Genomic DNA, 11,009 nt, shown 5'->3' on the forward strand with positions numbered 1-11,009 from the left:
CCTCAAAGACTGCCAAGGAGAAGTCATCGAAACTACCCCTGGAACCCATCAAAAGGACCTCAGGAAGCGCTCCCCGTGGGCTCGACCAGTGACGGAAGATCCGCGCGCTGCGACGGGATCACGTTCCCGGGGGAGGGCTAGAGAGTAAAGGCCTTCCGGAAAGCAGTGAGTGCGGTTTCACTGTCTCCGGACGCCCAACCCTCCAAACCGATTGTGCCGGTGTAACCCTGGTCGGCGAGAACGCGTGCGATCGCGGGGTAGTTGATCTCGCCGGTTCCGGGTTCGCAGCGACCTGGTACATCGGCCACCTGAACCTCTCCGATGTTCGCACCACAACGCCGCACGAGTTCGATGAGGTTCCCCTCGCCGATCTGCGCGTGGTAGAGGTCGAGCATCATCTTGAGGTTCGGGTGTGAGACGGATTCCACCAGTGCCAGAGTGTCTTTGGCTCGGGCCATCGGTACACCAGGGTGGTCGACGATCGTATTGAGGTTCTCGAGGCAGAAGACAACTCCGGCGTCTTCGCCGAGGCGCGCGATCTTCTCGAGTGCGCGGCCGGCGGTCAGCCACATCGCCCCCGTAGTTCGATACTGCGGGCGCGCAGCCTGCCCGTCGATCAGCTCACCGGTATGGAAGTTCAGCCGTGGAACGCCAAGTTTCGCTGCCGGAGCGAGGCACAGCTGCGCCGTGCGTACGAGTTCGGCGCTGCCCGCCTCGTCGAACAAATCGCCGTGCAGGTAGCCGGTCATCGAGGAGAACCGAGCTCCGGTGGCGACAAGAGCGTCGAGGTCCTTGTCCTGCCAACTCCAGATCTCTGCCGCAAAACCCGCATCCGAGATCCGCCGAACACGCTCGACGAAGGGGAGCTCGGTGAACGTCATTTCGGCGGAGACCGCCAAGTCGAAGGGGTTCATCGCGGCACCGACAACAGCGACACCGGCAGCCCGGTTTCCACGGATTCTTTTGCAGCCAAGGCAATTTCCAGGGCGTTGCGAGCATCGAGACCGTCGACCGACGGCGCACTGCCGGAGCGGATGCAGTCTGCGAAGTGCGCCAGCTGGGCAACATATGCGTCGTGAAACAGTTCGATGTTCACCCGAGGTGTGTCGGCCAGAACGCCCGGTGCGCTGTAATGACGCATCGCGGTCCGCGTGACCTCGCCTGCACTCACCATTCCACCGGAACCGAAAACTTCGCCGCGAACGTCGTAACCGTAGGTGGCTTGGAAGCTGGCCTCGGCCGACGCGAGAGCGCCGTTGTCGAAGCGCAACTGAACCATCGACGTGTCGAGGTACCCCTGCTCCTTGTACTGCGGATGGATGAGAGCATCGGCCTGCGCGAACACCTCGACGACGCGTGCGCCGGGGTTGAGCCAGAGCAGAGCGTCGAAGTCGTGAATCAGCGTCTCGTTGAAGATGGTCCACGGCTTGACTCGGGAGGCGACGTCGGCGGTGATTCCCGGATCGCGGGTCAGAGAACGAAGTAGCTGTGGGGTTCCGATCCCGCCGGCGGTGATCACGTCGTGGGCCGCGGTGAAGTCGGCGGCGAAGCGCCGGTTGAAACCGACTTGCAGCGCAACGTTGTTCGCGGCACACGCGCCGATCGCGCGATCGGCGTCCTCGAGTGTCAAGGCCATCGGCTTTTCGCAGAAGACATGTTTGCCGGCCTCCGCGGCGGCCACCACGAGATCGGTGTGAGTTGATGCGGGCGTACTGATGAGCACCGCTTCGACGGTCGGATCGGCAATCAGCTCAAGGGCGTCGGTGTACGCGCGGGCGTCGGGACTGACACGTTCGATCAATGACGCAGCAGCGCCGGGCGCCGGATCGGCGACGGCGGCGAGACGGGTGCCGGGGATACGCAGCGCGACGGACTCGCCGTGGAAGCGGCCGATCCATCCGGCGCCGATGAGACCGACTGCAACAGAGGCAGACATGGGGGCTCCGTTCGGAGTGAGAATGAGGAACTAGATCGTTCTAGTCCATGCCAGTAAAGCGCTGGTTGCGGCGCGCGTCAATGCTTCGGTGCGTATTCGCTGGAACGATCTAGTCTGTGGAGGTGAACAGTCGACGCCCCACCTTGCAAGACGTAGCAGACCTGGCCGGTGTGTCACGCGCACTGGTGTCCATCGTCATTCGCGATGTCCCGGGTGCCAGCGATGCGACGCGGGTACGGGTCAAGGCGGCCGCGGACGAACTCGGCTATCGACCCGACAATGCGGCGCGACTGCTGCGCCAACATCGCAGCCGCCTGATCGGTGTCAGTTACGTTGCGGCGCAAACATTTCACGCGGAGCTGCTCGACGAAATCTATGTGGCCGCCGAACGGTCGCACTACGACGTCGTCCTCAGTGCGGTCTCGGAGCGACGGCCGGATTCTCGTGCAACGCGGACCCTGCTCGACGACCGGTGTGAGGCGATCTTGCTGTTGGGTTCACAGGCGCCGGAAGCAGAGATCGTCGACCTGGCCGACAAGGTTCCCGTTGTCGTACTTGCACGGAAGATGTCGTCAGTGCACGTGGATGTTGTCCGAACAGATGACGAGGCGGGCGCGGTGATGGCCGTGAATCACCTCGTCGAACTCGGGCACCGCTCGATCGTCCACGTCGACGGCGGACGTGGTCCGGGCGCCCAGGAGAGGCGGCAGGGCTACCGGAAGGCCATGCGGGGGGCCGGCCTGGAATCGCGGATCCTTCCCGGCGGCCTCACGGAGGAGTTCGGCGCAGACGCCGCGCGGTCGATGGTCGAACAAGGGCTTCCCAATGCGGTCTTCGCTTTCAACGATCGTTGCGCGCTCGGAGTCCTGGACGTCTTCTTGCGTGCCGGAGTCTCGGTGCCCGGCGACGTCTCCGTGATCGGATTCGACAACAGTGCATTGGCGGGTTTGGCGCACATCGATCTGACCAGTGTCGGGCAGGACACGGCGTTTCTGGGCGGCGCCGCGGTGGAGCGGATCTCCGAACGTCTCGACGCCGGAAGTGGACTCTTGGGCAAGGACATAGTCGTGCAGCCACAACTGGTGGTTCGAGGTTCAACTGGACCCTCAGTGCGTTGACCTGGCATTTTCACTGCATTCGGGTAGCCTGCCTTTGATAAGCAGTCCTAATGTCAGAACAAACTATTGACATTCGACTGTGACGGGTATTACATCTTTCACATACAACCGAGCACCATCCGTTCGCGGGCCGTTGGTTGATGTCGAGAGGGAGTTCACATGTCGTTTCTCACGGGGCGCAAGAGCGTTGCCGTACTGGCCGGAGCCTCAGTCGTGGTCCTGGGTCTGGCCGCCTGTTCCAGCACCGGTGGTAAGCCGGATTCTTCCGGATCCGGGATGGGCGCGGGTACGGCGGACACGCCCCGCGCCACCATTGCGATGATCACCCACGAAGTTCCCGGTGACACGTTCTGGGATCTGGTGCGCAAGGGTGCCGAAACCGCAGCGGCGAAGGACAACATCGAACTTCGGTACTCCGCCGATCCCGAGGCGCCGAACCAGGCAAACTTGGTTCAGAGTGCGATCGACAGCAAGGTCGACGGGATCGCCGTCACCCTCGCGAAGCCTGACGCCATGGTTGCCGCGGTCCAAAGTGCCACCGCCGCGGGCATTCCGGTGGTCGCCCTCAACTCGGGCCTCGAAACCTGGAAGGACATGGGCGTCAAGGAGTACTTCGGTCAGGACGAGTCGATTGCCGGTGAAGCTGCCGGCGAGCGACTCAACACCGAAGGTGCCACCAAGGTGCTGTGCGTGATTCAGGAGCAGGGCAACGTGAGCCTCGAATCGCGTTGTGCCGGTGTGAAGAAGTCGTTCAAGGGAACGACGGAGATTCTCAACGTCAACGGCAAGGACATGCCGTCGGTGGAGTCGACCATCACCGCGAAACTTCAACAGGACCCGGCAATCGATCGAGTTCTCGCGCTCGGTGCGCCGTTTGCCTTGACGTCCGTGACGTCGGTCGGCAATGCGGGCAGCAAGGCGAAGGTCGTCACCTTCGACACGAACGCGGCTCTCGTCGACGCCATCAAATCCGGTGACGTGCAGTGGGCAGTGGACCAGCAACCCTTCCTGCAGGGCTACCTCGCCGTCGATTCGCTGTGGCTCTACCTCAACAACGGCAACGTGATCGGCGGCGGCTTGCCGACCCTGACCGGACCCGCGTTCATCGACAACACCAACATCGACTCGGTCGCCGAGTACGCCAAGAACGGAACTCGCTGATCCGGGCGCACGGAGGGCTGAGAATCCGCCCGCCGTGCGCCTGTCCAGCACGGAAGGGAAATCATGTCCACTCAGGCAGATCTCGACCTTGCCGCCCACAAAGTCGTGACCGATGAACGGGTGAAGGAGCAAAAACGCATTCAGCGTCTGCTGCTCCGCCCCGAGATGGGTTCACTTGTCGGCGCCATCGCCATCTTCATCTTCTTCTGTATCGTCGCGGCACCGTTCCGAACTCCGGAAGCGCTTGCGACAGTGCTCTACTCCAGCTCCACGATCGGCATCATGGCTTGCGCGGTCGCCCTGCTCATGATCGGCGGCGAGTTCGACCTCTCCGCCGGCGTCGCAGTCACCACGTCCTCGCTCGCCGCGTCGATGATCGCCTACAACCTGCACCTCAATCTGTGGGTGGGCGCGATTCTGGCGCTGGTCGTCTCGCTCGCTGTCGGATTCTTCAACGGCTACCTCGTCATGAAGACGAAGATTCCCAGCTTCCTCATCACCTTGAGTTCGTTCCTGATGCTGACCGGTATCAACCTGGCCGTCACCAAGCTCGTGAGTGGTCAGGTGGCCACACCCAGCGTCTCCGACATGGCCGGATTCGATTCCGCGAAAAAGGTATTCGCGTCGTCGTTCTCGGTCTTCGGGGTGTCCGTCAAGATCACGGTCGTGTGGTGGCTGCTGTTCACCGCGATTGCCACGTTTGTTTTGTTCAAGACCAAGATCGGCAACTGGATCTTCGCGGTCGGGGGCAATCAGGACAGTGCCCGCGCGATCGGTGTGCCGGTGACGGCAGTCAAGATCGGTCTGTTCATGACCGTCGGCTTTGCTGCCTGGTTCGTGGGCATGCATCTGCTGTTCTCGTTCAACACCGTTCAGTCCGGCCAGGGAGTCGGTAACGAGTTCCTGTACATCATCGCCGCAGTCATCGGCGGTTGTCTGCTCACCGGTGGTTACGGAACCGCGATCGGCGCTGCGATCGGTGCATTCATCTTCGGTATGACCAACCAGGGCATCGTCTACGCAGGCTGGAACCCGGACTGGTTCAAGTTCTTCCTCGGCGCCATGCTGCTGTTCGCGGTCATCGCCAACAACGCATTCCGCAACTACGCCGCGAAAAGGTGACACATGAGTACCACAGCTGAAGTTCCCGCTCTCTCGAACTCGGGCGGCAACGTGCCACTGATCGAGCTCAAGGACGTCGGTAAGCAATACGGAAACATCATCGCGCTCAAGGGAATCAACCTGCGCGTCGGCGCGGGTGAAGTGACCGGCGTGCTCGGTGACAACGGCGCAGGCAAGTCCACGCTGATCAAGATCATCGCGGGTCTACACCAGCAGAGCGAAGGTGAACTGCTCGTCGACGGCGAACCCACGACGTTCCACTCTCCGAAAGAAGCGCTCGGCAAAGGCATCGCGACGGTCTACCAGGACCTCGCCGTCGTTGCGCTGATGCCGGTGTGGCGCAACTTCTTCCTCGGGCAGGAACTGCGCAAGGGCGGCCTGATCAAGTCGCTCGACGCCAACGCCATGCGCGCGACGACTCTTTCGGAACTGTCGAAGATGGGCATCGAACTGCCTGACGTCGACGCACCGATCGGCAGCCTCTCCGGCGGTCAGCGTCAGTGTGTTGCCATCGCCCGCGCCATCTTCTTCGGCGCCCGCGTGCTGATTCTCGACGAGCCGACAGCAGCGCTCGGCGTCAAGCAATCGGGAATGGTGTTGCGCTACATCACCGCCGCCAAGGAGCAGGGTTTCGGCGTCATCTTCATCACGCACAACCCGCACCACGCGTACATGGTCGGCGATCACTTCGTACTCCTCAACCGAGGACGTCAGAAGCTCGACGCCAAGTACGACGACATCTCGCTCGAAGAACTGACCAAGGAGATGGCAGGCGGTGACGAGCTCGAGACACTGACCCACGAGCTTCGCCGCTAGATCAGAACGTCACAACTACTGCCTCGGTTCGAATCGAACCGAGGCAGTGGTCGTTTCGTCAGAGGGTGGTAGTCGGCCGAACCCCGAGGCCGGAATGCATGTACGCCTCGTCGATCATCGTCATGTTGGCGAGCGCATCGGCCGGGCCGATGGGAAGTGTCGAGTCCCCGGCCAGATGATCGGCCAGGGCCTCGAGTTGGTAGGTGTACGACGACTTGGTGCCCAGATGCTCGACGCTCGTGCGCCCACCGACCGTGACGGAGACGCGGTCGTCCACGTCCGGCTGCAGGAAGTTGTGCACCAGGACGTCTCCGTTGGTTCCGAAGACCCGGAAGGTGAAGTGATACCGCTCGTCCAACATCGTGGTCACCACGGATGCCGTGGCACCGCTGGGATATTCGAGTTCGATGTCGAACCACGAATCGACTCCCGGAACGTATTCCTCGTGACGGGTCGCGGTCACCACCGGCGCCCCACCACACACGTCACTCAGCATCCGGGAAGCATGTAATCCGTAGCAGCCCAGGTCCATCAGCGACCCACCCGCCAAGGCAAGTTCCCACCGCGGATCGTTCGCGGCGGGCGTCGGCATCCGCAGTACCGTTTCCACCCGAGTTAATTCGCCGACGGCGCCGTTCCGAACCAGATCCAGCAGGCGCCGGTTCACTGGATGAAAGAGGTAGTGGAAACCCTCGAGTAGTGTCACTCCGCTCACGCGTGCTGCCTCGACTACCGCCTGTGCTTCCACCGCATTGCTCGAAAACGGTTTCTCCGTCAGCACGTTCTTGCCGGACTGAATGGCGGCGAGATTCCACGGGCCGTGCAGGCTGTTGGGCAGCGCGTTGTAGACGACGTCCACCTCCGGATCCGAAATCAGCTCCGGGTACGAACCGACCACCCTGTCGATCCCATGCTGTGCCGCATACGCTCTGGCACGCTCGGGGTTGCGTGCGGCAACGGCCACCAGGCGGTGCCCGGTGGCCGTTGCAGGTTTGATCATCGCGTTCTCGGCGATTCGTGAGGCTCCCAGAATGCCTATCCGCAGCGGGGTAGGTGTCACAGAACCGACCGCAGATACTCGACGCTGGCTCGCACGTCGCGTACCGGTCCCTCGTCCGATGGCGCCTCGGTCAGAATTGTGTCCTGCTCGAGCACGTACCACCCGTCGAAACCGTGGCGCTGCAAGATGGCTGTGACACCGGCGATGTCGACGTCGCCGCCACCGAGCGGACGGTACATTCCCGCCTTCACGCCGTCGGTGTATGTGAGCTCACCACTGCGAACGCGTGATGCGAGGGCATCGTCGACGTCCTTGAGATGCACGTGGGTGATGCGCTCGGGAGCTTGACGCGCCAGGTCGACAGGATCGGTGCCGCCGATCAACAGGTGGCCGGTGTCCAGGCACAGGGGGATGGCCGAGCCGTCGAGCACTCGCAGGACCTCGTCGCGCTGCTCGATCATCGTTCCGACGTGAGGGTGGACAACTGCCCTGATTCCACGCTCGGCCGCGGCGTCGGTGAGGCGATCGAGATTGTGCAGCAGGGTTTTCCAACTCTGCTCGTCCAGTTCCGGGCGTGAATCGTAGCCGTCGGAACCCGTCGCGGCGGCCAGAACCAAAACCTCGGCACCCGAGGCGACAAAACCGTCGAGGATGGGGGAGATGCCGGGCACCGGATCATGATCGTCATCGTGCAGCAGAACCGGTGCGAACCCGCCGACTGCGCTCAGATCGTGATCCGCGAGCACCTTGGCCATTTCGGCGGGTGCAGTCGGCAGAAAGCCCTCCGGTCCGATTTCCGTTGCCGCCAGACCGACTTCGCGCATTTCCCGGAGGACTTGCGCAGGGTCGAGCTGGTAGCCCCAGCCCGGGACTTCGCACACGCCCCAGGAGATCGGTGCGCCGGCGATACGAGGAGTACTCATGTGTGTGCCTCATTCTTGTCGTGAAGGAACAGATCTTTGACTTCGGTGATCGTGACGGGCCGACCCTCGCGCAGAGAGTGCGTTGCAGCTTCGGAGATCCAGGCCGACTCGACCGCATCCGTGGGCGTACACGGTGATTCCCGCCGCCCGGCGATTACGCCCAGGAATGCTTCGAGTTCCGCACGGTAGGCGGACGTGAAACGGTCCATGAAAAACGTGTACGGCTCCTTCGAGGGAAACGAGATTCCGGGGTCGAGCGAGCGGAGCGGCAAACGATCGTCGAGTCCCGCAGCGACGGAGTCTCTCGAGCCGAGTACCTCGAGCCGGCAGTCGTGGCCGCGGCCGTTGTAGCGGGTGTTCGACACGACCGCGATGGTCCCGCCATCGAAAGTGAGAACCGTTGCAGCGGTGTCGATGTCACCGGCATTCGCAATTGCACGATCACCTTGATTCGAACCAGTGGCATAAACCGTGGTGACTTCGCGGCCGCTGACCCACCTGACGATGTCGAAATCGTGGATCGAGCAGTCGCGGAAGATACCGCCGGAGTGCTCGATGTACGAGATCGGTGGGGGAGCGGGATCGAGGGTGGTCGATCGGAGAGTGTGGATCCAACCGAGCTGTCCGGATCGAACTGCTTCGTACGCCGCCACAAATGACGGATCGAAGCGGCGCTGAAATCCGATCTGGACCGGTACCGAGGTCTGCTCGACAGCCTCGAGTACACGAACGGAGGATTCGATGGAGTCGGCGACCGGCTTTTCGCAGAACGTCGGGATACCCCGGCGGACAGAGGCTTCGATCAAATCGGCATGTGAACTCGACGACGCGGCGATCAGAACGCCGTCGACTCCTGAAGCGAACAGCGCGTCGGGATCGGCAGCGAACTCCACGTCGAGTTCGGTTGCCACGTCCGAGGTTCGACGCGCGTCGGCGTCGTTCACGACCAGCGAGTCGACACCATCCATCGCGAGCAGGTTTCGGGCGTGATAGCTGCCGATTCTTCCGAGCCCGATGACTCCGATGCGAGCGCCCATCAGTCCAGCCCTCCGAAGACGTTCTGGTCCCAGTCGATGATCGAACCCGTCACGACTCCGCTGCGATCGGAGAGCAGGAAGACGACAACGTCGGCGATTTCGTCGACCTGTCCGAGCTTGCCCATGGGGAGGGTGCTGCCCGCGCGTTCCTGCCAGTCGTCACCAGCGTCGTGAAAAGCTCTCTGCGTGAGGTCTTCACCCTCGGTCTGTGTCCACCCGATGTCGAGACCGTTGATCCGGATACGATCCCAGCGATGCGCGTGGGCGGCATTGCGCGTCAGTCCCGCCAGCCCGGCCTTCGCTGCGACGTACGGCGCGAGATGCGGCTGGCCACCGAGTTCGGACGTGGAGATGATGTTGACGATGGACCCGGGAACCGCACGCTCACGCATGTTCTTTACTGCTGCCTGCATCGTGAAGAACGGACCGCGAAGGTTCACCGCGATGTGCTGGTCGAAGAGTTCCTCGGTGGTGTCGAGCAGCGTGCCGCGGGAGGTGAGCCCGGCGGAATTGACCAGAGCATCCACACGGCCGAAGTGAGAGATCGTCTCGGCCACGCTAGCGAGTGCGGAATCCGTTTGCGCCACATCGGCTTCGATGAAGTGGGTTCCCGGAAGTTCTGCCTCGAGAGCCTTTCCGACGTCACGGCGTCGGCCGGTGAAAGCCACCTGAGCGCCCTCACGGACTGCGGCGCGTACGACTCCGGCGCCGATGCCTTGCGAGCCGCCACTGACCAGTAAGACGGTGTCGGCCAGGAGTGCGGGCCTGGTTACGCCCGGCGGAGAAGTCATGGGTTTAGTCTGGCTGTGAGGAAGACCTCAAGCAACAGCGAAAAACCATCAAATATCCATCATTGTGAGGTAGTTGTGGCGCATCGATTCAAAGTGCGGGAGATCGCGCAGCAGTCGGGCCTGAGTGAGGCAACGGTCGACCGGGTGCTCAACGACCGTCCTGGAGTTCGCGAGGGCACACGATCGGAGGTTCGCCAGGCGATCACGGACCTGGAACGTCAACGCTCGCAACTGAAACTGGTCGGTCGAACATTCATCGTCGATGTCGTGTTGCAAACTCCAGCAAGGTTTTCCGACGCCGTCCGCGACGCGCTCGAGGCCGAACTGCCGACCCTTGCGCCCGCTGTTGTTCGTTCCAGGTTTCACTTTCGTGAGACCGGTTCGGTAGAAGCGATGACATCGACGCTCGACAAGATTCGCCGACGCGGGTCCCACGGTGTCATCGTCAAGGCTCCCGACACTCTCGAAGTCGTGGCGGCGATCGATCGGCTCGTAGCGGCGAGGATTCCGGTCGTCACGTTGGTGACCGACGTTGCCGGCAGCATGCGAGCCGCCTACATCGGCATCGACAACCGGGCCGCCGGAGCCACCGCCGCGTACTTGATCGATCAGTGGCTGGGGGATCGGGACGGCAACGTGCTGGTCAGTATGAGCAGCGGATTCTTTCGAGGGGAGGAAGAACGGGAGATGGGATTTCGCTCCGCCATGCGCGTCTCGGCCTCGCATCGACGTTTGATCGACATTCCGAACAGCGACGGACTGGATCCGACGAGTAGGAAATTGGTGCGGGCGGCGCTCGAATCCGATCCGCAGATTTGTGCTGTGTACTCGATCGGTGGCGGCAACCTGGCCACGGTCGACGCGTTCGACGAAGCGAACCGGGAGTGCTCCGTCTTCGTCGCCCACGATCTCGACGGAGACAATCGAAAGTTGCTGGGGGAGAGGCGAATATCGGCGGTGCTACACCACGATCTGCGGGCGGATCTTCGCACTGCCTGTCAGGTGGTCATGAAAGAACACGGCGCCATGGGCGCTCACTTCGGCTTTACGACGTCACCGGTTCAGGTCGTGACACCGCTCAATATGCCCCCGATATAGCTGTGCG

At 62.4% G+C, this 11,009-nt stretch carries 11 protein-coding genes; 5 read left to right on the forward strand and 6 right to left on the reverse strand.

The genetic code is table 11. The annotated features are described in order from the left end of the window. Positions 1 to 137: 137 nt before the first annotated feature. Both R4P65_RS02755 and R4P65_RS02760 read right to left on the reverse strand, forming a co-directional pair. Entirely contained in the window at positions 138 to 914 is a 777-nt protein-coding gene (locus tag R4P65_RS02755; protein ID WP_317825349.1) for a TIM barrel protein, read from the reverse strand. After that, positions 911 to 1,936, reverse strand: a complete 1,026-nt coding sequence (locus R4P65_RS02760) for a Gfo/Idh/MocA family oxidoreductase (protein ID WP_317825350.1) — start codon at positions 1,934 to 1,936, stop codon at positions 911 to 913. Before R4P65_RS02760 ends, R4P65_RS02755 begins: the two co-directional genes overlap by 4 nt. 116 nt (positions 1,937 to 2,052) lie before the next feature. Here R4P65_RS02760 and R4P65_RS02765 point away from each other — a divergent pair, with 116 nt between their 5' ends. From R4P65_RS02765 to R4P65_RS02780, 4 genes are all read left to right on the forward strand, one after another. After that, entirely contained in the window at positions 2,053 to 3,054 is a 1,002-nt protein-coding gene (locus R4P65_RS02765) for a LacI family DNA-binding transcriptional regulator (RefSeq protein ID WP_317825351.1), read from the forward strand. Positions 3,055 to 3,213: 159 nt separating this feature from the next. After that, entirely contained in the window at positions 3,214 to 4,215 is a 1,002-nt protein-coding gene (locus tag R4P65_RS02770) for a substrate-binding domain-containing protein (protein WP_317825352.1), read from the forward strand. Positions 4,216 to 4,278: 63 nt separating this feature from the next. Then, a complete protein-coding gene (locus R4P65_RS02775) occupies positions 4,279 to 5,337 on the forward strand; it encodes an ABC transporter permease (protein WP_003940759.1) in 1,059 nt (352 codons plus the stop codon). Positions 5,338 to 5,340: 3 nt separating this feature from the next. Then, entirely contained in the window at positions 5,341 to 6,153 is an 813-nt protein-coding gene (locus R4P65_RS02780; protein ID WP_007727336.1) for an ATP-binding cassette domain-containing protein, read from the forward strand. A 58-nt stretch (positions 6,154 to 6,211) separates the two neighbouring features. On the opposite strand, the gene R4P65_RS02785 is transcribed toward R4P65_RS02780, so the two are convergent. The 4 genes from R4P65_RS02785 to R4P65_RS02800 are packed head-to-tail and all read right to left on the reverse strand — an operon-like array spanning position 6,212 to position 9,904. Next, complete coding sequence (locus R4P65_RS02785; RefSeq protein ID WP_317825353.1) at positions 6,212 to 7,213, reverse strand: Gfo/Idh/MocA family oxidoreductase; 1,002 nt, start codon at positions 7,211 to 7,213, stop codon at positions 6,212 to 6,214. Further along, complete coding sequence (locus R4P65_RS02790; protein WP_029254998.1) at positions 7,210 to 8,076, reverse strand: TIM barrel protein; 867 nt, start codon at positions 8,074 to 8,076, stop codon at positions 7,210 to 7,212. The genes R4P65_RS02785 and R4P65_RS02790 overlap by 4 nt, the downstream gene beginning before the upstream one ends. Beyond that, the gene (locus R4P65_RS02795) at positions 8,073 to 9,113 is read right to left on the reverse strand and encodes a Gfo/Idh/MocA family oxidoreductase (RefSeq protein ID WP_317825354.1); all 1,041 of its coding nucleotides are present in this window, start codon (positions 9,111 to 9,113) and stop codon (positions 8,073 to 8,075) included. The genes R4P65_RS02790 and R4P65_RS02795 overlap by 4 nt, the downstream gene beginning before the upstream one ends. Continuing rightward, positions 9,113 to 9,904 (reverse strand): SDR family oxidoreductase, encoded by a 792-nt coding sequence (locus R4P65_RS02800; protein ID WP_317825355.1) that lies wholly within the window; start codon positions 9,902 to 9,904, stop codon positions 9,113 to 9,115. The genes R4P65_RS02795 and R4P65_RS02800 overlap by 1 nt, the downstream gene beginning before the upstream one ends. Before the next feature lie 75 nt (positions 9,905 to 9,979). Here R4P65_RS02800 and R4P65_RS02805 point away from each other — a divergent pair, with 75 nt between their 5' ends. Further along, positions 9,980 to 11,002 carry a LacI family DNA-binding transcriptional regulator gene (locus R4P65_RS02805; RefSeq protein ID WP_317825356.1) on the forward strand — a complete coding sequence of 341 codons (1,023 nt, stop codon included), beginning with the start codon at positions 9,980 to 9,982 and terminating at the stop codon, positions 11,000 to 11,002. The last annotated feature ends 7 nt before the right edge of the window (positions 11,003 to 11,009 follow it).

Source organism: Rhodococcus sp. IEGM 1318 (genome assembly GCF_033142465.1).
Taxonomy (GTDB): Bacteria; Actinomycetota; Actinomycetes; order Mycobacteriales; family Mycobacteriaceae; genus Rhodococcus_F; species Rhodococcus_F qingshengii_B.

Excerpts from the sequence above, each read along its gene's own strand:
- R4P65_RS02755 (WP_317825349.1), bottom strand. The coding sequence starts at position 914 with ATGAACCCCTTCGACTTGGCGGTCTCCGCCGAAATGACGTTCACCGAG.
- R4P65_RS02760 (WP_317825350.1), bottom strand. The coding sequence starts at position 1,936 with ATGTCTGCCTCTGTTGCAGTCGGTCTCATCGGCGCCGGATGGATCGGC.
- R4P65_RS02770 (WP_317825352.1), top strand. The coding sequence starts at position 3,214 with ATGTCGTTTCTCACGGGGCGCAAGAGCGTTGCCGTACTGGCCGGAGCC.
- R4P65_RS02775 (WP_003940759.1), top strand. The coding sequence starts at position 4,279 with ATGTCCACTCAGGCAGATCTCGACCTTGCCGCCCACAAAGTCGTGACC.
- R4P65_RS02780 (WP_007727336.1), top strand. The coding sequence starts at position 5,341 with ATGAGTACCACAGCTGAAGTTCCCGCTCTCTCGAACTCGGGCGGCAAC.
- R4P65_RS02790 (WP_029254998.1), bottom strand. The coding sequence starts at position 8,076 with ATGAGTACTCCTCGTATCGCCGGCGCACCGATCTCCTGGGGCGTGTGC.
- R4P65_RS02795 (WP_317825354.1), bottom strand. The coding sequence starts at position 9,113 with ATGGGCGCTCGCATCGGAGTCATCGGGCTCGGAAGAATCGGCAGCTAT.
- R4P65_RS02800 (WP_317825355.1), bottom strand. The coding sequence starts at position 9,904 with ATGACTTCTCCGCCGGGCGTAACCAGGCCCGCACTCCTGGCCGACACC.